The organism is Dichotomicrobium thermohalophilum (assembly GCF_003550175.1).
In the GTDB taxonomy this organism is placed as follows: domain Bacteria; phylum Pseudomonadota; class Alphaproteobacteria; order Rhizobiales; family Rhodomicrobiaceae; genus Dichotomicrobium; species Dichotomicrobium thermohalophilum.
Genome location: NZ_QXDF01000001.1, coordinates 1,890,599 through 1,910,637, shown reverse-complemented (window position 1 = coordinate 1,910,637; position 20,039 = coordinate 1,890,599). Strand labels below are relative to the sequence as shown.

Genomic DNA, 20,039 nt, shown 5'->3' with positions numbered 1-20,039 from the left:
GCCGGGCGTTCTGCTTGGGCGGCGCGTTTACTCATGACCGTGGCCGCGAAGAGCGCGGTCACGCGGATGCCGCAGACCAAATGGGAAAAGCGGAAAGGAGGGGAGGATATGCGCAAAGGGAGAAACCTCACTGTCTCAGCGATCAGCGGAGTGGCCCTCGCGCTCGCCTCGATGCTGCCGGCCTCGGCGGCCGAGCCGACCTGTCCGCCGAAAATCGTGAGCCCGTCGGGTGGATCGACCATTTCGTTGACGCCGACGATCAAGTTTGAGCCGACCGGGCGCAACTGCAATCCGAATTGGAAGGTTATCGAGATTTACTTCATCGATACCGATACGAAGCAGGTCATATACAGCCGGGAAAACGATCGCGGCGCAAGCCGTGGCTATTCCTCGAACATGCTTCCCTTCACGCACAGGGTCCCGAAGGGCCACCTCCGGCGGGGTGAGCGCTACGAGATTGGCATCGCCGTCACGATACCTAAGATTTTCCGTCCCAACTGGGAGACCGAGCGTGAATTTGTAACGGTGAGCACAAAGGGCCGGACCGGCGGCGGGCAGGACAACAGCGTCAGCTGGGAACCGGGCATTGACCGCCCGGGCTCGGACTACCGCAACTTCACGTTGGCAAGTGATCAGCCGGGCTTGTGCGCACGGCAATGCGAACAGGAGCGCCGCTGAGCGGCCTATACGTATGTCAAACCGGGCATTCAGGGGCCTGACGCGCGGTGCTGGCTGAAGCATTCGGTGCCGCAGCCGGTTTCCGATGATTGCTGCGTCTCCGGCGTGAAGTGACCGCGCTCAGGGCCGGCTGCGCGAGGCTGGCTCGATAAACGCGACCCGCAGCATGTTGGTCGCGCCAGGTGTCCCCAGCGGAACGCCCGCGGCGATAATTACCCGCTGGCCCGGTTCCGCGAAGCCCCACTCACGGGCAATGCCGCAGGCACGTTCGACCATGTCGTCGAGATCGCTCGGATCATCCGTGAGCACGCATCGCAGCCCCCAGGCGAGCGCAAGCCGCCGCGCGGTTTCGGGTACGGGTGTAAGCGCGAGCACCGGGGTGGACGGTCGGTGCCGGACGGCGCGCAGTGCGGTCGCGCCGGTGGCAGTGTAGCAAATGATGAGCGCGAGGTTCAGCGACTTGGCGATGGAGCAGGCGGCCGCGCTGATCGCACCCGGAGCGTTCTCGTCGGGGCCAAGCTCAGGGGCATGGATGATGCTGTCGTAAAGCGGGTCGCGCTCCACCTCTGCGGCGATATCGGCCATGGCCTCCACCGCCTCGACCGGGTACTTGCCGACAGCCGACTCTGCCGAGAGCATCACCGCATCGGCACCCTCGAAGACGGCGGTCGCGACGTCGGAAACCTCGGCGCGGGTGGGCGCGGGCGCATCGATCATGGACTCCAGCATCTGGGTGGCGATGACGATCGGCTTGCCGGCCCGGCGCGCCGCGCGGGTGAGGGATTTCTGAAGACCCGGCACCTGCTGCAGCGGCATCTCCACGCCCAGATCGCCGCGCGCGACCATGAGCGCGTCGGCGCGCTCCAGGATTCGGTCGATACGGTGCACGGCAGCCGGCTTCTCGATCTTGGCCATGATGGCAGCGCGGCCCCGGGCGAGCTTGGCGGCCTCGGCGATGTCGTCCTCGCGCTGAACGAAGGAGAGCGCCAGCCAGTCCACGTCCTGCTCCAGCATGAAATCGAGATCGGCGCGGTCCTTTGCTGTGAGGGCCCCGACGGGAAGTTCCGTGTCGGGCAGGCTGATGCCCTTGCGCCCGGACAGCGAACCACCGATGACCACCTGCGCCGTGATCGCGTCGGCGCTGATCTGGGTGACGTCGAGGCGTAGCTTGCCGTCATCCAGCAGGAGCCGGTCGCCCGGCGCGACGCTGGTAAAGATCTCGGGATGGGGTAGGTGGACGCGCTCCGCGGTCCCCGGCGCCCGGGATTTATCGAAGCGGAACGTGGCGCCGTGCTCAACATCCACAGCCCCGTCGGCGAAGTCGCCAATGCGCAGCTTCGGCCCCTGCAGGTCGACCAGGATGCCGATGGGCCTCTCGGCGCGCGCCTCTGCTGCCCGGATGGCTTGCACGGCCGCGGTCGCCGCGTCATGCGACGTGTGGCTCATATTGATGCGGAAGGTGTCGGTGCCGGCGGCGATCAGCCGGCCGATGGTTTCCGGGCTGAAGGATGCGGGCCCGAGCGTTGCCACGATCTTGACCCGCCGCGCTGCCATCGCCCGTGCCCCTTATTCCGCGTCGGTCATGCGGATGGTCCAGTCCGCCTCTTCCTTGGTGTCCACCTCGAAGAAGCCGGTGCGCGCGTAACCGCGCTCTTCGCAATCCTGGACGCCGCGGATGGTGAACGCCTTGTCGTCCGTACACATGAAGGCTTCGCCGCTCCATTCCCCGCCGCGGTCGTAATCGACAGCGTGGACATAATAGAAACGGGCGATCAGGTCCCCCTTGAGCAGGATCTCACAGTCTTGCGCCGCGACATTCCACCAGCCTTCGCTCACCCAGCCGTCGGTGTCCTTGTAGCCGATGGCCACGCCGATACGGCTGCTGGTCATGTTGCAAAGCTTGAGATCGGCTTGAGCCGATGGCGCGAAGGCCGATAGCCCCAGCGCCAAAGCGGCGGCGAAAACGGTCTTGCAACAGTTTGTGCGATCGGATGCGCGCTCCGTCATGGACTCCTCTCGGTTCGCATGGGCACGGCCGAACGGCCGGGACAGACTTGCATTATTCCCCCGGCGGCTCGACCAGAATCGTGCGGAAATCGTTAACGTTGGTCTGCGTCGGGCCCGTGATGAGAAGGTCGCCCAACGCGCGAAAAAACCCTTGTGAGTCGTTATTTTGAAGGAATGTGGCTGGATCGAGATTGGCCTCGGCGGCACGCGCGAGCGTTGTGGAGTCGGTAATGGCGCCGGCCGGGTCGTCTGCTGCGCCCGTGCCGCCATCCGAGCCATCGGTGTCCGCAGCGAGTGCGTGGATGCCCGGCGCGCCGTCCAAGGCAATCGCCAGGGCCAGTGCGTATTCCTGATTGGGGCCACCTTGACCGTCGCCGCGAATGGTGACCGTCGCCTCGCCGCCGGAAAGCAGCGCAATGCGCTCACCTCCGCGTTGCAGCTCAAGCGCCTGCGCCGCATGGGCTTTCGCCAGATCGCGCGCCTCGCCCTCAAGCGCGTCGCCGAGGATGACGGGGCGATAGCCGCGCGCCCGCGCCTCCTCGGCCGCCGCGTCCAGCGATTGCGCCGCGGTGGCAGCAAGCCTGTATTCGGCGTTTGCAAAGGCGTCATCGCCTGGCTTGGGTGTTTCGTTTGCCGGGTCGTTGAGCGCCGCTGCGACGGCCGAGCCGGGCGTAATGTCGAATTCGCCGAGCACTTTGCGGGCATCAGCAAGCGTGGTCGGGTCGGGCACGGTGGGGCCGGATCCGATCGCATCTGGCGCATCCCCCGGCACATCGGAGATGGCCAGCGTCATGACGCGCGAAGGTGCCGCTGCAGCGGCGAGGCGTCCGCCCTTGAAGCCCGAGAGATGTTTGCGCACGCAGTTGATCTGGCTGATCGTCGCGCCGGAACGCAGCAGCGCCTGTGTCAGCGCGCGCTTGTCGTCCAGCGTCAGCCCGGCAACCGGTGCAGCGCACAGCGCAGATGCCCCGCCTGAAAGGAGTACCAGCACAAGGTCATCCGCGCCGGCTGCGCCGGCCGCTTCCAGAGCTGCCTCGGCGCCGCGCAGGCTGCCGTCATCCGGCACCGGATGTCCCGCCTCGATCAGCCGCGTGTGCTCAAGCGGCACGCCGTAACCGTGCCGTGTCACCGCCAGCGCCTGATAGCGGCCCTCCGCGACCGCGTCCGCATAGTGCTCTTCCGCCACGCGTGCCATCGCCGCGCCGGCTTTTCCGCAGGCAATGACAATGATCCGCCCGCCCGGCCAGTCTGGAAACAGACCCGGCAAACACCGCCCAGGTTGCGCGCGCGCGACGGCGGTTTCGAAAAGAGCGATCAAATCGGTGCGATGTGGATGTTCAGCCATTGCGCCTGTGATTATCAGCAAACATCTAAAGCACAAGGGTTTGCTTGTGAAAAAAGTTCTGTACGGTAGGGACCCTACCCAAAAACGATAATCCAGCGCCGCGCGCGGCGCTGCAATCAAACCAAGTCCAACAATGCTGAAGAAGATGGAGATCCAGATAGCGGACGAGTCGTCCCCCGCCAACGCCTTCGAATTCATAGCCGGCGCGCCAGACGCGGGGCTGGTCCTCACCTGCGATCACGCAACCAATGCTTTTCCGCCCGGCTATGGCACGCTGGGCCTGCCGCCGGAACAACTGGAACGTCACATCGCCTATGACATTGGCGCGGCCGGGGTAACGCGGCGGCTGGCGAACCTGCTGGGCGTACCGGCGGTGCTCTCGAAGTTTTCGCGCCTTTTCATCGACCCGAACCGTGCGGTCGATGATCCGACGCTGATCATGCGCATTTCCGACGGCGCAGTGGTGCCGGGGAATGCGCGAATCGACCAGCGCGAGATCGACTACCGGATCAACAATTTTCACCGCCCCTATCACGCCGCCATCGACGCTGCCTTGGACGCCGGCATCTCGGCGGGGAAGCCGCCCGCGATCTTTTCGATCCACAGCTTCACCGAAGCCTGGCGCGGCCACCCGCGGCCCTGGCACGCCACGGTGCTCTGGGACAAGGATCCGCGCTTCGCCAAGCCGCTGGTCGACGCGCTGCACGCCGAACCAGGCATCGTCGCCGGTGAGAACGAGCCTTACACCGGCCGGCTCAAGGGCGACAGCATGTATGAGCATGGCACGCGCCGCGGGCTGCCTCACGCGCTCATCGAAATCCGCCAGGACCTGATCCGCGATGCAGCCGGCCAGCAGGCCTGGGCCGAGCGTTTGGCGCGAATCATCCGTGGTATCCTGGAGACGCGACGAGGCTCCGGCTTGCACCGCATACACTATTATGGCTCCTTTGCGGATGAGGGGGCATTATTGCCTCATGTCAGGTCCCCACGCGAGGAGGAGTTGATGCGGGAAATCGACCCGAAGACAGCTACCGAAATCGAGGCCGCGGTGTTCCGCCGGCTGGTGAGCCATCTGCGCGAGCGCACCGACGTGCAGAACATCGACATGATGAACCTGGCGGGTTTCTGCCGGAACTGCCTGTCGAACTGGTATCGCGAGGCCGCGGAGGAGCGCGGCTTCGACCTCTCCAAAGAAGAATCGCGCGAACTCGTCTACGGGATGCCTTATGACGAGTGGAAGGCGAAGTACCAGACCGAGGCGACGGCGGAGCAGCAGGCCCGTTTTCAGGAGGCCCACGGCGACAGCCACTGAGGCCCATCCACAGGCTGCGCGCAATTCTGGATAACGCGCGGCGGGCGCTTGAGACGGCAGGGGCGGCGGCCTAGCCTGATGTAAAGGTAGAGCGGGCGAATCGCTCGCCAGCCGCCCTTACCCATCTCCAACCAGACAACAGGCCGTCGCATGAGCGAACTTCACGAAAGCACCCGCCAGCAGTTGCGCGCCATCATCGAGCGTATCGAGCGGCTGGAGGAGGAAAAGGCCGCGCTGGCCGCCGACATCCGCGAGGTTTATGCCGAGGCCAAGGGCCACGGTTTCGACACCAAGGCGCTGCGCAAGATCGTGCAGATGCGCAAGAAGGAAGCGCATGAGCGTCAGGAGGAAGAGGCGGTGCTGACCACTTATCTCCACGCCCTCGGGATGCTGGAGGACACGCCGTCCTGGCAGGCGCCGGAAGGTGAGGCCGATGCGCCTCGGGAGGACGCAGCGTAGCCGCGTCACACCCAGCCATGGCAGGTTTGGCGAGAACGCTCTTATCGCACACGCGTCCAGGTCACGCCCTTGCAGAACAGCCCGCCAAGAACGCAGCCTTCAAGCTCCAGCTTCTGCGGGCTCTTCAGCGTGATCACGCCGGAATAGGTCTTGCCGTCGCGCGTGTTATAGAGCTGCCCTTCCCAGGTGTTCGCATCGGTTTTGCGCGCGCCGTTCATGATGACGATGCCCTCGATCGAGCGCGAGCGCAGATCAGGGTTCGGATTGTGCACGTCTTTGCGCGAAGGGTCCCGCACCTTGATCACCTTGGCGCACAGGCCGCCACCGCATTCATAGGTGCGCACAAGTGAGCCATTATCCGGGTGGCGCCAGACGCCGAAGGCATCGGCGGCGCGGGCGGGCGCGGCTGCGAAGGACACCGCGAACAGGCCGAGGCTGAGCGGAAGCAAGGCGCGCATGACATTTTCCTCCCTGCGTTTTTATTGCGCTTGCATGACATTGACGCCGCGCGGCGTTGCGTTGCGCTCCGGCTTGGTGTCTAGTCCGGAGTGAGTGTTTGCGGGCGCCGCACGCTGATCCGAAGCTAGCAGCGCCTGACGTTAACGTAAAGGTAAGGGTGCGGCGCTGCTTGTGCCGTGCGCACTGGAGCTTGACCGGTGTCGATCTGGGGCAAAATTGCGGGCGCGGCCACCGGGCTTGCCATCGGCGGGCCGCTGGGCGCGCTGTTGGGCGGGCTGGCCGGCCACTACGCGATCGACCGCGAGAATGACGAAGCTGCCGACCTGCAAGAGCGCGAGGTAGCGTTCTCAATGGGCGTCATCGCGCTGGGTGCAAAGATGGCCAAGGCCGACGGCGTGGTGACCAAGGACGAGGTCTCCGCCTTCAAGGATGTCTTCAAGGTCCCGGACAGCGAGTTGAAGAATGTCGCGCGGCTGTTCAACCTCGCCAAGAAGGATGTGGCGGGCTACGAGTCTTACGCGAAACAACTTGCCCGGCTGTTCCAGGACGACCGCGAGACGCTCAAGGCCGTGCTGGACGGGCTGTTTCACATCGCCAAGGCTGACGAGGTGATCCACCCGAGCGAGGAGGACTATCTCGCCTCGGTGGCGCGCATCTTCGGGTTTTCGGACACCGAGTTCGCCTATATCCGCGCGCGTCACGTTCACGCCAAGGAGCGCAGCCCGTATGACGTGCTGGAGGTTGATCCGTCGATCAGTGATGAGGAACTGAAAAAGCACTACCGCAAGCTGGTGCGCGAAAACCACCCGGACCGGCTGATGGCCCGCGGCGTCCCGGAGGAGTTCGTTGAGATCGCCAACAACAAGATCGCGGCAATCAACCAGGCCTATGACGAAATCGCGAAGGAACGCGGACTCTAGGGCGGTGGAGCGCAGAGGGGTGTTGCGGAAGATTGCCCTTTTGGCCGGGAGCGCGGCGCTGGCGGGCGGCGTCTATCGCTGGCTGTGGCCGGGCCTTGGCGGGCCGCTGCGCGAACCTGAGACCCCGCTGGCAAGCCGGGTGATGCCGTCGCCGAATTATGGCGCGCGGCGCGGCGGGAAGCGGCCGGACATGATCCTCCTCCACTATACCGGCATGGGGACCGCGGAAGCAGCCGCGCGCTGGCTGGCGAACCCCGAGGCCAAGGTCTCGACGCACTACCTGGTCGAAGAGGACGGCACGATCGTTCAGATGGTGTCGGAGTGGCACCGGGCCTGGCACGCCGGTGCGTCCTATTGGGCGGGCGAGCGCGACATCAACAGCGTCTCGATCGGCATCGAAATCCATAATCACGGACATGAAGCACCGGACGGGTTGCCGCCTTATCCGCGCGCGCAAATGGAGGCGGTCGTGGCACTGTGCCGCGACATCGCCGCGCGCTGGTCGGTGCCGCCGGAGCGGGTGCTGGGGCATTCCGACGTGGCGCCGGGACGGAAGGTCGATCCGGGCGAGCACTTTGACTGGCAGTCGTTGGCGCGGGAGGGGGTCTGCGTGTGGGTGCCGCCCGTGCCCCTCGGCGATGACACCGGTATCGGGGCGGGCGCGGAGTCGGCGGATGTCGAGGTGTTAAAGGCCAAGCTGGCCCGGGTGGGTTATGGCGTGACACCCGGCGCACGCTTCGATGAGCACACGGCGTCCGTCGTCGCTGCCTTTCAGCGGCGGTTTCGGCCGGAGGGGGTGCATGGCCGGGCCGATACCTCCACGCTGGAGACGCTCGACCGGCTCATCGCCGCGCTCGACGGGCGGCAGATCAGCTAGCCAGCCCCACCATACAGCGAATTTGCTCCGGCGTAGCGCCGTGCTCGCGCAACGCTGCAAGGCTCAGGTCGCCCGCGCTTTTCGACAGCTTCCGCCCGCTCTCGTCCAGGATCAGCCGGTGATGGTGATAGGCGGGCGTCGGCAGGCCGAGCAGGCGCTGGAGCAGGACGTGCAGGTCCGTCGCCGCTTCCAGGTCGGTCCCGCGGATGACGTGTGTGATGCCTTGCAGCGCGTCGTCGATCACGTTCGCGAGGTGATAGCTCGTCGGCGTATCCTTGCGCACGATGACCGCGTCGCCCCACCGCTCCGGCCTTGCAAGGCATTCGCGCGCGCCGCCGTGAAGATCAAAGACGCGATAGGTAAGCGCCGCAGGGCCCACCGCATCGCGCGCCCGCGCCATGTCCAGCCGCAGCGCATAGGGGCGGCCCTCGGCCATGAGCTGCGCGACCTTTTCTGGATTGGCATTGCGGTAGAGGCCGGGGTAGAGCGGCGCGCCGTCCGGGTCGAAAGCGGGTTTGGCGACCCGGGCGACCGTCTCGGCGATCTCCTTGCGGGTGGCGAAGCACGGATAGAGCAAGCCGCGCGCGCCCAACTCTTCTGCGGCCTGCCGATACGTCGAGAAATGCTCGGACTGCCGCCGCACGGGCGTTTCCCACGACAGTCCCAGCCAGGCCAGGTCGTCATAGATCGCCTGTTCGAATTCCGGCGTGCAGCGCGCGGTGTCGATGTCGTCGATGCGCAGCAGAAAGCGCGCGCCAATCGCTCGCGCCGTGTCATGTGCGAGCAGCGCCGAATAGGCGTGGCCCAGATGCAGCCGGCCGTTCGGGCTGGGGGCGAAGCGGATCGCCGGACGGGCTTCCTCGGTTGTCGCCATGGTCGACTTAGGCGCTGGCGGCCTGTCCGGTCGCCTCGTCCAGATACGGCCCGATCACCTCATCCATCAGCTCGTCGAGCTTGTCCTCAAAGAAGTGGTTGGCACCGTGGACGACCTCGTGCGTGATCGAGATGCCCTTTTGGCTTTTCAGCTTGTTCACGAGGCTGCGCACCGCTTCCGGAGGCGCCACGCGGTCCATGTCGCCATTCACGATCAGCCCGGAGGACGGGCAGGGCGCCAGGAAGCTGAAGTCGTAAAGATTGGCCGGCGGTGCGACAGAGATGAAGCCGGCGATCTCTGGCCGGCGCATCAGGAGTTGCATGGAGATCCACGCGCCGAACGACACGCCTGCGATCCAACAGGACCGTGCATCCGGATTGTAGACCTGGAGCCAGTCAAGCGCCGTCGCGGCGTCTGACAGCTCGCCGGGGCCGTTGTCGAACAAACCCTGACTGCGCCCCACGCCGCGGAAGTTGATGCGCAGCACTGAAAAGCCACGCCGGGCGAAGGCGTAATACAGGTGATACACGATGGGGTTATTCATCGTCCCGCCGAACTGCGGGTGCGGGTGCAGGATCAGCGCGATCGGCGAATCGGCAGCCGGCTCATGGTGGTAGCGGCCTTCGAGACGCCCGGCGGGACCGTTGATGATGACTTCAGGCATGAGAGACCGTTCTTGTCCAAGCGGTTTCTTGTCGGGAGCAGAGTGCATCCGGCGGCGCAAGTACGCGGCACTGCGACATTTTCTCCGCTAACGGCCGCGCATCTTGCTGGGGCGTGCCCGCGCGCCAAGATACTTGACTACACCACTCAGATAATTTATCTGTCGGTTTAGAACGTTTCAAAACACTCCGATTTCCTGTACCGTGTCTGAGCGCGCGCTGCGTGTGTAGCATGAGGACGTTAGGAATTTGAATTGTTATGTCGCAGCGAACCGGCTGTCCTTTCTATGAAATTACGGGGCGCTGCGTTTCAACGGGAGTTTTTAGGCCATGCAGCTCAGCACGAAAGGGCGTTACGCCGTAATGGCGATGGTCGATCTGGCATCGCGATCGTCGGATAGTCCGATCCGCCTGGCCTCGATTGCCGAAAAGCAGCAGATTTCATTGGCTTATCTGGAGCAGTTGTTCACCAAGCTGCGCCGCGCCGGGCTTGTGACATCGGCGCGCGGGCCGGGTGGCGGATATCGGCTCTCGCGTCGGCCGGAAGAGATTTTTGTCTCGGAGATCATGAATGCGGTCGATGAGCCGATCAAGATGACGCGTTGCATCAGCGGCAGCGAGATCGCCTGCATCGGCAACAAGGGCAGATGTCTGACGCATGATCTCTGGCGGGCGCTCGGCGATCACATCTTGCTGTTTCTCCAGACCGTGACGCTGCGCGACGTGCTCGACGGCGATCTTGTCCTCAAGGACAGCGTGTTCTCGCCGTCGGTGGATGCCTGCGCAAAGCTCGAAGGGGTGACGGCTGAATGATCCGGGCTCGGTGCTACTTCGATCACAACGCCTCTTCTCCGCTGCGCCCTGAAGCGCGCGAAGCGATGATGCGTGCGTTCGACCTCGTCGGTAACGCTTCGTCGGTTCATGCCGAAGGACGCGCGGCGCGGGCGGCGATCGAGGATGCGCGCGAGCAGGTGGCGCGGCTATGCGGTGCGGATACCGCGCAGGTCGTTTTCACCAGCGGTGGCACCGAGTCGAATGTCCTGGCGCTCGCCCCGGAGTGGCTCAGCAAGCTGCCGGGCTATGCGCCGGAGAAGGCGCGGCTGTTCACCTCCGCAATCGAGCATCCATCGGCATATCAAGGCGGTGGATTCGATGCGCAGCAGATCACGCGCCTGCCCGTGACGGCCGATGGCGTGGTCGATCTGGACGCTGCGAAAGAGCTGATCAGCCGAGGGGACGGTGCGCCGTTCATGGTTTCGGTCATGAGCGCGAACAACGAGACCGGCGCTATCCAGCCAACTGCCGAACTGGGTGAAATCGTGCGCGCGGCGGGCGGGATTTTACATTGTGACGCCGTTCAGTCAGTGGGCCGCGTGCCGATGGATGTGAGCGCGCTCGGCGCGGATCTGGTCAGCGTCTCGGCGCACAAGTTCGGTGGACCAAAGGGGGCGGGCGCGTTGATCATTGTCCGCGACGAGCTGCACAACCCCGTGCCTGTGATGCATGGCGGCGGGCAGGAGCGCGGACGCCGCGCAGGCACAGAGAATTTCCCGGCGATCGCCGGGTTCGGCGCGGCGGCTGAAGCAGTGCAACGCGACCTTCAGACCGGTGACGGCATCGGTGCGGTACAGCCGCTGCGCGACCGGCTGGAGAGGGAACTGAAGCGCATCGCGGCCGACGCCTGGATTGCGGCGGAGAACGCGTCGCGCCTGCCGAACACCACCTGCGTGGCGGTGCCCGGCCTGCACGGCGAGACGCTGGTCATCGCCATGGATCTCGAAGGCATCGCAGTGAGCGCCGGCTCGGCCTGCTCCTCCGGCAAGGTGGAGCGCAGCCATGTGCTCGATGCGATGGGGCTGGACAACGAAACCGCTTCCGGCGCCATCCGTATCAGCCTGGGGTGGTCCTCGACGGATGCGGAGGTCGAGCGGTTTCTGAGCGCCTGGCAGGCGATCTACGAACGGCGAAAACATGAATCGGCGGCCGCCTGAAGCCGCCCAAAATGACTTGGGAACCGAGCAACAGCAGGTTCATAACGGACAACGGCAACTGACAGGAGTAGTGACGTGGCGGACCTCGACACTATCGAACGCGTTAAGGACATCGACGTCGACAAGTACAAGTATGGCTTCACGACCGACATCGAGTCCGTGAAGGCGCCGAAGGGCCTGAACGAAGACATCATCCGGTTCATCTCCGAAAAGAAGAACGAGCCGGAATGGATGCTCGAGTGGCGGCTGGATGCCTATCAGCGCTGGCTGACGATGAAGGAGCCGACCTGGGCGAAGGTGGAATATCCGCCGATCGACTTCCAGGACATCTACTACTATGCCGCGCCGAAGTCGATGGAGGGGCCGAAGAGCCTCGACGAAGTCGACCCGGAACTGTTGCGCACCTATGAAAAGCTGGGCATCCCGCTCAAGGAGCAGGAAATTCTCGCCGGCGTGCGCAAGCAGGATGAGCCGAGTCATCTGGAGGAAGACACCGGTTATCAGTCCAGCAATGTTGCGATTGACGCGGTGTTCGACAGCGTCTCGGTCGTCACGACCTTCAAGGAAGAGCTGGCGAAGGCCGGCGTGATCTTCTGCTCGATCTCCGAAGCGCTGCGCGACTATCCGGACCTCGTCCAGAAGTATCTCGGTTCGGTCGTGCCGAAGTCGGACAACTACTTCGCCGCGCTCAACTCGGCGGTCTTCTCGGATGGGTCCTTCGTCTATGTGCCGGAAGGCGTGCGCTGCCCGATGGAGCTGTCCACCTACTTCCGCATCAACGAGAAGGACACCGGCCAGTTCGAGCGCACGCTCATCATCGCCGACAAGGGTGCGTATGTGAGCTACCTGGAGGGCTGCACCGCGCCCATGCGTGACGAGAACCAGCTTCATGCGGCTGTGGTCGAGCTGATCGCGCTGGATGACGCGGAGATCAAGTACTCGACCGTGCAGAACTGGTATCCGGGCGATGCCGAAGGCAAGGGCGGCGTCTACAACTTCGTGACCAAGCGCGGCGACTGCCGTGGCAAGAACTCGAAGATTTCGTGGACGCAGGTCGAGACCGGCTCGGCGATCACCTGGAAGTATCCGAGCTGCATCCTCCGTGGCGACAACTCCCGCGGCGAGTTTTACTCGATAGCGATCTCGAACGGTCGCCAGCAGATCGACTCGGGCACGAAGATGATCCATCTGGGCAAGAACACCTCCAGCCGGATCGTCTCCAAGGGCATCGCCGCGGGCCGCTCGGACAACACCTATCGCGGTCTGGTCTCGGCGCACCGGAAGGCGAAGCAAGCGCGCAACTTCACTCAGTGTGACAGCCTTCTGATCGGCGATACCTGCGGCGCGCACACGGTGCCCTACATCGAGGCCAAGAACCCGACGGCGCAGTTCGAGCACGAGGCGACGACCTCGAAGATCTCTGATGACCAGCTGTTCTACGCCATGCAGCGCGGTCTGTCAGAGGAAGAGGCGGTGGCGCTGATCGTCAACGGCTTCGTGCGCGACGTGATCCAGCAACTTCCGATGGAGTTCATGGCCGAGACGCAGCGCCTGATCGGCATCAGCCTGGAAGGCTCGGTCGGTTAATCAGCCTGTGCGGGATGCCCGGATGCGTTCCGGGCATCCATCTGCCCGAGGCCGCGCCCGGGATTGGCAGAGCATCGACGAGACGGGAAACAAGGAAGAACGACGATAATGCTTGAGATCAAGAACGTGCACGTGAAGATCGCCGAGGAAGACGCGGAGATCATCCGCGGCCTCGACCTCACCGTGCCGAAGGGGCAGGTGCACGCGATCATGGGCCCGAATGGCTCGGGCAAGTCCACGCTGGCGTATGTGCTGGCCGGCAAGGAGGACTACGAGGTTACCGAAGGCCAGATCCTCTGGAACGGTGAGGACCTGCTGGAAATGGAGCCGGATGAGCGCGCCCGCGCTGGCGTGTTCCTTGCGTTCCAGTATCCGCTTGAAATCCCCGGCGTCGGCTCGATGACCTTCCTGCGAACGGCGGTCAACGCTCACCGCAAGGCGAACGACGAAGCCGAGATGAGCACACCGGATTTCATGAAGCTGGTGCGCGAGAAGGCGAGCGATCTCGGCATCTCGATGGACATGCTCAAGCGCCCGGTGAACTCGGGCTTCTCCGGCGGCGAGAAGAAGCGGTTTGAGATTCTTCAGATGTCGTTGCTGGAGCCGGGCCTGTGCGTGCTGGACGAGACCGACTCCGGCCTGGACATCGACGCGGTGCGTATCGTGGCCGACGGTGTGAACAAGCTGCGCGACCCGGACCGGGCGATCCTGCTCATCACCCACTATCAGCGCCTGCTCGACTACATCGTGCCGGATCATGTCCATGTGCTCATCAACGGCAAGATCGCGCGCTCGGGCGACAAGGAACTGGCGCTGGAGCTGGAGAAGTCCGGCTATGCCGCTTACGGGGAACAGGCCGCGTAAATGGAGCCAGCGATGAATATCGAAACGCCAGTGCGCGTGACAGAAGATCATTCGCCGGCCGAGGCCGACCTCCTGCGTTCCTTCGAGCAGCGTATCGCGCAGGAGAGCGACGCGCGGGTTCGTCAACTGCGCGAGCAGGCCATCGGGGCGTTCGCCCGCAGCGGCCTGCCGCACCGGCGCGTGGAAGAGTGGAAATACACCGACCTGCGCGCGCGGATGCGCGAGGCTTTTGCGCCGGCCCCGAGGACCGACGGCATCAGCGAGGCCGAACTTGTGCGCGCCCGCGGGCACTTCGACGCACTCGATGCGCATGTGGTCGTGTTCGTGAATGGCTATCACCAGCCCATGCAGGCGATCGACGCGCCGAACGTGCAGGTGATGACCCTGTCAGAGGCGCTGGAAAGCCGTCCGGACTGGTTCGACGAGATGTTCGGCCAGGTGAACCCTAAGGACCCTGAAACGGTTGCAAACCTCGCCACGGCCTTCATGACCGACGGCGCGGTGATCCGCATCACGGCCCCGGCGAACGGCGCGGCGGCCAAGCCGATCCATCTGGTGAATGTCACCACGGGCGATCAGCCGGGCCGTATCGCGACGCGCAACCTTATCCGCGTGGAAAAGGGCGCCGAGGCCACGATCGTCGAGCATTATGCGAGCTTGAACGACACGGCGTTCCACACCTTCACGATGACCGAACTGCTGGCTAATGAAGGCGCGCAGATCGAGCATCTGAAGGTGCAGGACGAAAACAAGGCCTCGACCCACTTGGCGAGCTGGAATCTGCGGCTGGAAGCCGGTGCGAATTACCGCGCCACGCATGTCAACGTGGGGGGCGAGCTGACGCGCAACCAGGTGTTCCTGCGTTATGCCGGGGAGGGCGCTTCGGCCGCCGTCAATGGCGTGTGCCTTGGTCGTGATGCGCAGCACTTCGATACCACGATGGTGATCGAGCACGCCGTACCGGAATGCATGAGCCGCGAACTTGTGAAATCCGTATTGGACGACAAGGCGCGCTCGGTGTTTCAGGCGAAGGTGCATGTGCATCCCGGGGCGCAGAAGACCGACGGCAAGCAGATGGCCAACGCGCTGCTCCTCTCGGATGAGGCGGAGTTTGACTCCAAGCCCGAGCTGGAGATTTACGCGGACGACGTGGTCTGCGGGCACGGCTCGACGTCGGGCCACCTCGATGAGGAAGCGATGTTCTATCTGCTGGCGCGCGGCATTCCGCAAGCCGAAGCCCGGGCGCTGCTGATCGCCGCCTTCGTCGACGAAGTGTTCGACGGCATCGAGAACGAGGCGCTGAAGGAGGCGCTCACTGCCCGGACCGCGGACTGGCTGCGCGGCTCCGTGGATGCGAGCGCCTAGAAGTTAGGAAAGCCGTGATGGACCAGGCGAATACCCTGCCGAAAGACGAGGCGACACCGGAGGCGGCCGGGCCGATCGATCCGGCGAAGATCAGGGAGGATTTCCCGATCCTCGCGCGGGAGGTCTATGGCAAGCCGCTGGTTTACCTGGACAACGCCGCCTCGGCGCAAAAGCCGAAAGCGGTGCTGGACAAGTTGCAGCACGTCTACTCGCAGGAATACGCCAACGTCCATCGCGGCTTGCACTATCTGAGCAATGCCGCGACTGACGCTTATGAGAACGCCCGGGGCATCGCGGCGAAGTTCCTGAATGCGCCGTCGAGCAACGAGATTATTTTCACCAGCAACGCCACCGCGGCGCTTAATCTCGTTGCGCAGTCCTTCGGCGGGATGCGCATCGGGCAGGGTGACGAGATCGTGCTCACCATCATGGAGCACCACTCGAACATCGTGCCGTGGCATTATCACCGCGAGCGCAGGGGCGCAAAGCTCACCTGGGTGCCGGTCGGAGATGATGGCTCGTTCAGCCTGGAAGAGTTCGAGAAGGCACTGAGCCCGCGCACCAAGATGGTCGCGATTACGCATATGTCGAATGTGCTCGGCACCGTCGTCCCGGTGAAGGAGGTCACGCGCATCGCGCATGAACGCGGCATCCCGGTGCTGGTGGATGGCAGCCAGGGGGCAGTACATATGCCCGTGGATGTGCAGGATATCGGCTGTGATTTCTACGTGTTCACCGGACACAAAGTGTATGGACCATCCGGCGTCGGCGTGCTTTACGGCAAGCGCGAGCATCTGGAGACGATGCCCCCCTTCATGGGCGGCGGCGAGATGATCGAGTCGGTGTCGACGGATCAGGTCACTTATGGCGCGCCGCCCTACAAGTTCGAGGCGGGCACGCCGCCGATCGCACAGGTGATCGGGCTGGGCGCTGCGCTGGAATACATGATGGCGCTGGGCCGCGAGCGGATCGCCGAGCATGAGAACCGGCTCTGCGCCTACGCTCACGAACGCCTCAGGGGCATCAATTCGCTGCGCATCATCGGCGAAGCGCCGGGCAAGGGTGCCATTCTGTCATTCGAAATGAAGGATGCGCACGCCCACGACATGGCGACCATCATGGACCGTTCGGGCGTGGCGGTGCGCGCCGGGCACCATTGCGCCGAGCCGCTGATGGCGCGCTTCGGCGTCAACGCGACCTGCCGCGCGTCCTTCGCGGTCTACAACACGATGGAAGAGGTCGACGCGCTGGCCGAGGCGATCACGCGCGCGCAGAAGTTTTTCGCGTAAGGGAGCGATGACATGAACGATTGGACAACCGAAGCCGCGGAGATGGAAGCCAAGCAGGCGAGCGAGGGTGATGCGCCGGCAGCCGAAGGCGCGGGCGAGCCGGAATCCGCGATCCCAAAGGACGAACTGGAGCGGATGAGTGCGGACATCATCGCGGCGCTCAAGACCGTCTATGACCCGGAAATCCCGGTGGATATTTACGAGCTGGGCCTGATCTACCGGGTCGAGATCGAGGATGACCGGATGGTCAAGGTGCTGATGACGCTGACCGCGCCCGGCTGCCCCGTGGCGGGCGAGATGCCGGTCTGGGTGGAGAATGCGGTGAGCGCGGTGCCCGGCGTCAGCGGCGCCAAGGTCGAACTGACCTTCGACCCGCCCTGGGACATGACGCGCATGTCTGAAGAGGCGCAGATGATGCTGGGCATGGTTTAACCGGGTCCGGCTCCACTCGTGATCGGGCACGGGTTGGCAATGCCGTCATGTTATCCCATACTTGACGGTGAAACATGACCAAGCGAATGGACAGTAACCGATGGCAAGCGCGACACCTCTCAAAGTGATGACCCTCACGGACGCGGCAGCCAAGCGCCTGTCGGAGATCATCGAAGCCAGCGACAAGCCTGTGGCCGGCGTGCGCGTCGGGCTGAAGAAGGGTGGCTGCGCCGGAATGGAATACACGATGGACTACGCCACCGAGATCGGCCCGATGGACGAGGTGATCGAGGAGAAGGGAGTGAAGCTCCTGATCGAACCGCAGGCGGTTCTGTTTCTGCTGGGCACAGAAATGGACTATGAGGAGGGCAAATTGTCATCCGGTTTCGTGTTCAACAATCCGAACCAGACGAGTGCCTGTGGCTGCGGCGAATCCGTAGAAATCCAGCCGGCTGCGGAGGCGGGTGTGGCTGAAGGTGCGGACACCCGCTAAGCGACGGCGAAGTTGCGATCTGAAGTCGCGCCGGTCGAGCAGGACCGGCGCTTTTTTGTCCGCCCGGCTTCGGGCCGGGCAATATAAAAGGCGGAGACCGCGAAGGCCCCCGCCCCATGCGCGTGCCGGGCACTGCGGCGCGCGTCAGTTGACCTGATCCGGCTGCGCCTCGATCGTCTTGTGCGACTGACCGTTGCCGGTCGCAATCTCGATCTTGCGCGGTTTCATCGCATCAGGCAGTTCGCGCCGCAGGTCGATGTGGAGCAGGCCGTTCTCCAGCTTCGCAGAGCTGACCTCGACATACTCGGCCAGCCGGAACCGGCGCTCGAAATTGCGCGAGGCGATACCGCGATGCAGGAATACCGTGTCGGAGTCCTCCTGCTCCTTCTCCGGCTTGGTCCCGGCCACGCGGAGCATGCCTTCGCGGACCTCGATGTCGAGGTCGTCTTCCGAGAACCCGGCCACCGCCATCGTGATGCGGTAGTTATTCTCGTCCACGCGCTCTATGTTATAGGGCGGATAGCCGTTATCCGTGTCTGCGGAGGCCAGCTGCTCCAGTATGGACGCAACATGGTCGAAACCGACGGTCGACTTGTACAGGGGGGTCAGATCAAAACGCCTCATGACATATCCTCCTTGTGAGCGACATGCGTTTTCACTGCCTTTCGGCCAGTCCAACAGGCATACCCGTTCAAGGCGTATGCACCTGAGAGGTAAGTCACGGGCGCCGGGCGTCAAGACCTCGTGTTTTCATGAACGGCGGCTGACAGGGTGGTTGCTCGGGCGTTCACTTTACATCTGGCAGACTCGATGCATGACGAGGGAGTTTTCATGGGGCAAAGGGCGGCTGCGCGCGCTGTGCGGTCCGGCGCTTTTGACCCTCGCGCTGTTCGTCGCGCCTGCGAGCCCGGGAAAGGCGCAGGCGCTATCAACCGGTTACGGAGCTGCGCCGGCCGTCGGCGCGGCCTATAAAGTCGGACAACAGGGGCCAAGGCTGCACGTTCCGGCTCCCCAGCATGTCCGCCCCGTCAACGAGCGCCGCCGGCGACAGCGGCGTCCTCTTGACGCATTTCGGGGCTTGATGACGCCGGGCTCAGGCGCTGGCGGCGAATGCCGCAGGCCGCGCCAGGTCCGCCGCCGTTTGCAGCGCCAGGGCTGGTGGGATTTTCACGGCCTGCGCCGGGTGGGCGACAATTTCGCTGTTCGCGCGCGCCGTCCGAATGGCACTGTTTACCAACTGCGGATAGAAAGGTGTTCGGGCCGCGTGCTGAGAGCCCGGCCTCTGGATGGGGACGGCGGCCATCGCCTCTGGGCGCGCTGACGCGCCGGGGCCTTCGACGCGGGGAGCCAAAATGCTGACAGTTGCCGAGCCAATGCCAAGCACCGACCGGGTGTCGCAGGAGATCCTTGTCTCCACGCCGCGCAATCCGGTGCCGGGCGGGGGCACGGCGGGGCATTTTCTGGCGAGCGACGGTGCGCGCATTCGCTTCGCCTGGTGGGGACCGACCGGTCTGAACAAGCTCGGTACCGTCTGCATTCTGATGGGCCGGGCCGAGTTCATCGAAAAGTATTTCGAGGTCATTTCGGACCTGCGCCGGCGTGGCTTCGCCGTCGCGATCATGGACCACCGCGGGCAGGGCGGGTCGAGCCGCCCGCTAGCCAATCCACGGAAGGGCCATGTCGACGATTTTGCGCAGTATGATGCCGACCTCGAACAGTTCATGGCCGAGATTGTGCTGCCCGACTGTCCGGCACCTTATTACGCGCTGGCGCATTCGATGGGCGCGAACATCCTGCTGCGTGCGACCCGCTCACGCATGTGCTGGTTCGACCGGATCATCCTGACCGCACCGCTCATTGCGCTCGAGCCGAACCACACACGCGTTCCCAGGCCGCCACGGGTCGCGGAAGTGCTGACGCTGTGCGGGATGGGCACAATGCATGTGCCGGGCGGCAACGGCATTGCGCTGGACGAACGGCCTTTTGAGGGCAACCCGCTGACAAGTGATGCGCAGCGCTATGCGCGCACGCAGGAAGTCCTCCGCACCGCGCCGGAACTGGCGCTCGGCTCGCCCACGATTGGCTGGTATCACGCCGCCTGGCAATCCATGTCGCTTCTGAACAGCGACCCGTTCCCGCGCTCTGTCAAGGTACCGGCGTTGATCGTTGCTTCCGGCAACGACCCGATCGTCTCGCTACGCGCCATCGAAGGCTTTACCAGCCGGCTGCGCATGGGCGCGCATGTACTGATCCCTGGCGCGCGCCACGAAGTCCTTCAGGAGCGGAACGGTCTGCGCGATCAGTTCTGGGCAGCATTCGACGCCTACATCCCCGGGGCGCGGCCCAGCCGGGCTGAACAGCTTCTGGGGCTTTGAGCCGTGCTCTGTTTTGGTGTTTGCCTCGCGCTCCGTTGCCGAAGTTCCTT

The 20,039-nt window shown here is 64.3% G+C and carries 21 protein-coding genes; 14 read left to right on the top strand and 7 right to left on the bottom strand.

Annotation, left to right across the window (positions count from 1 at the left end):
• The first annotated feature begins 33 nt into the window (after positions 1–33).
• Positions 34–678, top strand: a complete 645-nt coding sequence (locus BXY53_RS08900; protein ID WP_119061469.1) for a PAN domain-containing protein — start codon at positions 34–36, stop codon at positions 676–678.
• Positions 679–798: 120 nt separating this feature from the next.
• Here the strand turns inward: BXY53_RS08900 and pyk are convergent, their stop codons facing one another.
• Genes pyk through BXY53_RS08885 form a run of 3 tightly spaced genes read right to left on the bottom strand, consistent with a single transcriptional unit; the run spans position 799 to position 4,030 of the window.
• On the bottom strand, positions 799–2,232 hold the full coding sequence (gene pyk / locus BXY53_RS08895) for a pyruvate kinase (RefSeq protein WP_119061468.1): 1,434 nt from the start codon (positions 2,230–2,232) through the stop codon (positions 799–801).
• Between the two features lie 12 nt (positions 2,233–2,244).
• Positions 2,245–2,685, bottom strand: coding sequence for a DUF1036 domain-containing protein (locus BXY53_RS08890; protein WP_119061467.1), 441 nt, complete (start codon positions 2,683–2,685; stop codon positions 2,245–2,247).
• A 52-nt stretch (positions 2,686–2,737) separates the two neighbouring features.
• Positions 2,738–4,030, bottom strand: a complete 1,293-nt coding sequence (locus tag BXY53_RS08885; protein WP_119061849.1) for a glycerate kinase type-2 family protein — start codon at positions 4,028–4,030, stop codon at positions 2,738–2,740.
• A 133-nt stretch (positions 4,031–4,163) separates the two neighbouring features.
• On the opposite strand from BXY53_RS08885, the gene BXY53_RS14385 reads away from it, so the two are divergent.
• Entirely contained in the window at positions 4,164–5,342 is a 1,179-nt protein-coding gene (locus BXY53_RS14385; protein WP_119061466.1) for a DUF1244 domain-containing protein, read from the top strand.
• Between the two features lie 150 nt (positions 5,343–5,492).
• The gene (locus BXY53_RS08875; protein WP_119061465.1) at positions 5,493–5,801 is read left to right on the top strand and encodes a DUF2312 domain-containing protein; all 309 of its coding nucleotides are present in this window, start codon (positions 5,493–5,495) and stop codon (positions 5,799–5,801) included.
• Between the two features lie 41 nt (positions 5,802–5,842).
• Here the strand turns inward: BXY53_RS08875 and BXY53_RS08870 are convergent, their stop codons facing one another.
• Positions 5,843–6,259 (bottom strand): DUF2147 domain-containing protein, encoded by a 417-nt coding sequence (locus BXY53_RS08870; RefSeq protein ID WP_119061464.1) that lies wholly within the window; start codon positions 6,257–6,259, stop codon positions 5,843–5,845.
• A gap of 198 nt (positions 6,260–6,457) precedes the next feature.
• Here BXY53_RS08870 and BXY53_RS08865 point away from each other — a divergent pair, with 198 nt between their 5' ends.
• Together BXY53_RS08865 and BXY53_RS08860 are read left to right on the top strand one after the other, a co-directional pair.
• Positions 6,458–7,180 carry a TerB family tellurite resistance protein gene (locus BXY53_RS08865; protein ID WP_119061463.1) on the top strand — a complete coding sequence of 241 codons (723 nt, stop codon included), beginning with the start codon at positions 6,458–6,460 and terminating at the stop codon, positions 7,178–7,180.
• 142 nt (positions 7,181–7,322) lie between these two features.
• Positions 7,323–8,057: an N-acetylmuramoyl-L-alanine amidase gene (locus BXY53_RS08860; RefSeq protein ID WP_119061848.1), complete on the top strand. Its 735-nt coding sequence runs from the start codon at positions 7,323–7,325 to the stop codon at positions 8,055–8,057.
• Here BXY53_RS08860 and gluQRS read toward each other — a convergent pair.
• A complete protein-coding gene (gene gluQRS, locus BXY53_RS08855; RefSeq protein WP_119061462.1) occupies positions 8,050–8,931 on the bottom strand; it encodes a tRNA glutamyl-Q(34) synthetase GluQRS in 882 nt (293 codons plus the stop codon). The two genes, BXY53_RS08860 and gluQRS, sit on opposite strands and share 8 nt — an antisense overlap.
• A 7-nt stretch (positions 8,932–8,938) precedes the next feature.
• Positions 8,939–9,595, bottom strand: a complete 657-nt coding sequence (locus BXY53_RS08850) for an alpha/beta hydrolase (protein ID WP_119061461.1) — start codon at positions 9,593–9,595, stop codon at positions 8,939–8,941.
• A 328-nt stretch (positions 9,596–9,923) separates the two neighbouring features.
• Between BXY53_RS08850 and BXY53_RS08845 the strand changes: the two genes are divergently transcribed.
• The 8 genes from BXY53_RS08845 (at position 9,924) to BXY53_RS08810 (ending at position 17,614) form a co-directional block, all read left to right on the top strand.
• Positions 9,924–10,406 (top strand): Rrf2 family transcriptional regulator, encoded by a 483-nt coding sequence (locus BXY53_RS08845; protein ID WP_119061460.1) that lies wholly within the window; start codon positions 9,924–9,926, stop codon positions 10,404–10,406.
• Positions 10,403–11,584: a cysteine desulfurase family protein gene (locus BXY53_RS08840; protein WP_119061459.1), complete on the top strand. Its 1,182-nt coding sequence runs from the start codon at positions 10,403–10,405 to the stop codon at positions 11,582–11,584. Before BXY53_RS08845 ends, BXY53_RS08840 begins: the two co-directional genes overlap by 4 nt.
• A 75-nt stretch (positions 11,585–11,659) precedes the next feature.
• Entirely contained in the window at positions 11,660–13,171 is a 1,512-nt protein-coding gene (gene sufB / locus BXY53_RS08835; protein ID WP_119061458.1) for a Fe-S cluster assembly protein SufB, read from the top strand.
• A gap of 108 nt (positions 13,172–13,279) precedes the next feature.
• Positions 13,280–14,035, top strand: a complete 756-nt coding sequence (gene sufC / locus BXY53_RS08830; RefSeq protein ID WP_119061457.1) for a Fe-S cluster assembly ATPase SufC — start codon at positions 13,280–13,282, stop codon at positions 14,033–14,035.
• 12 nt (positions 14,036–14,047) lie between these two features.
• Positions 14,048–15,400 (top strand): Fe-S cluster assembly protein SufD, encoded by a 1,353-nt coding sequence (sufD, locus tag BXY53_RS08825; RefSeq protein WP_170144384.1) that lies wholly within the window; start codon positions 14,048–14,050, stop codon positions 15,398–15,400.
• 17 nt (positions 15,401–15,417) lie between these two features.
• Entirely contained in the window at positions 15,418–16,689 is a 1,272-nt protein-coding gene (locus BXY53_RS08820; protein WP_119061455.1) for a cysteine desulfurase, read from the top strand.
• Between the two features lie 42 nt (positions 16,690–16,731).
• Positions 16,732–17,121 carry an SUF system Fe-S cluster assembly protein gene (locus BXY53_RS08815; RefSeq protein ID WP_119061847.1) on the top strand — a complete coding sequence of 130 codons (390 nt, stop codon included), beginning with the start codon at positions 16,732–16,734 and terminating at the stop codon, positions 17,119–17,121.
• 100 nt (positions 17,122–17,221) lie between these two features.
• Positions 17,222–17,614, top strand: a complete 393-nt coding sequence (locus tag BXY53_RS08810) for a HesB/IscA family protein (RefSeq protein ID WP_119061454.1) — start codon at positions 17,222–17,224, stop codon at positions 17,612–17,614.
• A gap of 144 nt (positions 17,615–17,758) precedes the next feature.
• Here the strand turns inward: BXY53_RS08810 and BXY53_RS08805 are convergent, their stop codons facing one another.
• Positions 17,759–18,238 carry an Hsp20 family protein gene (locus tag BXY53_RS08805; protein WP_119061453.1) on the bottom strand — a complete coding sequence of 160 codons (480 nt, stop codon included), beginning with the start codon at positions 18,236–18,238 and terminating at the stop codon, positions 17,759–17,761.
• A 728-nt stretch (positions 18,239–18,966) separates the two neighbouring features.
• Between BXY53_RS08805 and BXY53_RS08795 the strand changes: the two genes are divergently transcribed.
• A complete protein-coding gene (locus BXY53_RS08795) occupies positions 18,967–19,989 on the top strand; it encodes an alpha/beta hydrolase (RefSeq protein ID WP_245410398.1) in 1,023 nt (340 codons plus the stop codon).
• Positions 19,990–20,039: the final 50 nt, after the last annotated feature.

Excerpts from the sequence above, each read along its gene's own strand:
- BXY53_RS08900 (WP_119061469.1), top strand. The coding sequence starts at position 34 with ATGACCGTGGCCGCGAAGAGCGCGGTCACGCGGATGCCGCAGACCAAA.
- pyk (WP_119061468.1), bottom strand. The coding sequence starts at position 2,232 with ATGGCAGCGCGGCGGGTCAAGATCGTGGCAACGCTCGGGCCCGCATCC.
- BXY53_RS08890 (WP_119061467.1), bottom strand. The coding sequence starts at position 2,685 with ATGACGGAGCGCGCATCCGATCGCACAAACTGTTGCAAGACCGTTTTC.
- BXY53_RS08885 (WP_119061849.1), bottom strand. The coding sequence starts at position 4,030 with ATGGCTGAACATCCACATCGCACCGATTTGATCGCTCTTTTCGAAACC.
- BXY53_RS14385 (WP_119061466.1), top strand. The coding sequence starts at position 4,164 with ATGCTGAAGAAGATGGAGATCCAGATAGCGGACGAGTCGTCCCCCGCC.
- BXY53_RS08875 (WP_119061465.1), top strand. The coding sequence starts at position 5,493 with ATGAGCGAACTTCACGAAAGCACCCGCCAGCAGTTGCGCGCCATCATC.
- BXY53_RS08870 (WP_119061464.1), bottom strand. The coding sequence starts at position 6,259 with ATGCGCGCCTTGCTTCCGCTCAGCCTCGGCCTGTTCGCGGTGTCCTTC.
- BXY53_RS08860 (WP_119061848.1), top strand. The coding sequence starts at position 7,323 with ATGCCGTCGCCGAATTATGGCGCGCGGCGCGGCGGGAAGCGGCCGGAC.
- gluQRS (WP_119061462.1), bottom strand. The coding sequence starts at position 8,931 with ATGGCGACAACCGAGGAAGCCCGTCCGGCGATCCGCTTCGCCCCCAGC.
- BXY53_RS08850 (WP_119061461.1), bottom strand. The coding sequence starts at position 9,595 with ATGCCTGAAGTCATCATCAACGGTCCCGCCGGGCGTCTCGAAGGCCGC.
- BXY53_RS08845 (WP_119061460.1), top strand. The coding sequence starts at position 9,924 with ATGCAGCTCAGCACGAAAGGGCGTTACGCCGTAATGGCGATGGTCGAT.
- BXY53_RS08840 (WP_119061459.1), top strand. The coding sequence starts at position 10,403 with ATGATCCGGGCTCGGTGCTACTTCGATCACAACGCCTCTTCTCCGCTG.
- sufC (WP_119061457.1), top strand. The coding sequence starts at position 13,280 with ATGCTTGAGATCAAGAACGTGCACGTGAAGATCGCCGAGGAAGACGCG.
- sufD (WP_170144384.1), top strand. The coding sequence starts at position 14,048 with ATGAATATCGAAACGCCAGTGCGCGTGACAGAAGATCATTCGCCGGCC.
- BXY53_RS08820 (WP_119061455.1), top strand. The coding sequence starts at position 15,418 with ATGGACCAGGCGAATACCCTGCCGAAAGACGAGGCGACACCGGAGGCG.
- BXY53_RS08815 (WP_119061847.1), top strand. The coding sequence starts at position 16,732 with ATGGAAGCCAAGCAGGCGAGCGAGGGTGATGCGCCGGCAGCCGAAGGC.
- BXY53_RS08810 (WP_119061454.1), top strand. The coding sequence starts at position 17,222 with ATGGCAAGCGCGACACCTCTCAAAGTGATGACCCTCACGGACGCGGCA.
- BXY53_RS08805 (WP_119061453.1), bottom strand. The coding sequence starts at position 18,238 with ATGAGGCGTTTTGATCTGACCCCCCTGTACAAGTCGACCGTCGGTTTC.
- BXY53_RS08795 (WP_245410398.1), top strand. The coding sequence starts at position 18,967 with ATGCTGACAGTTGCCGAGCCAATGCCAAGCACCGACCGGGTGTCGCAG.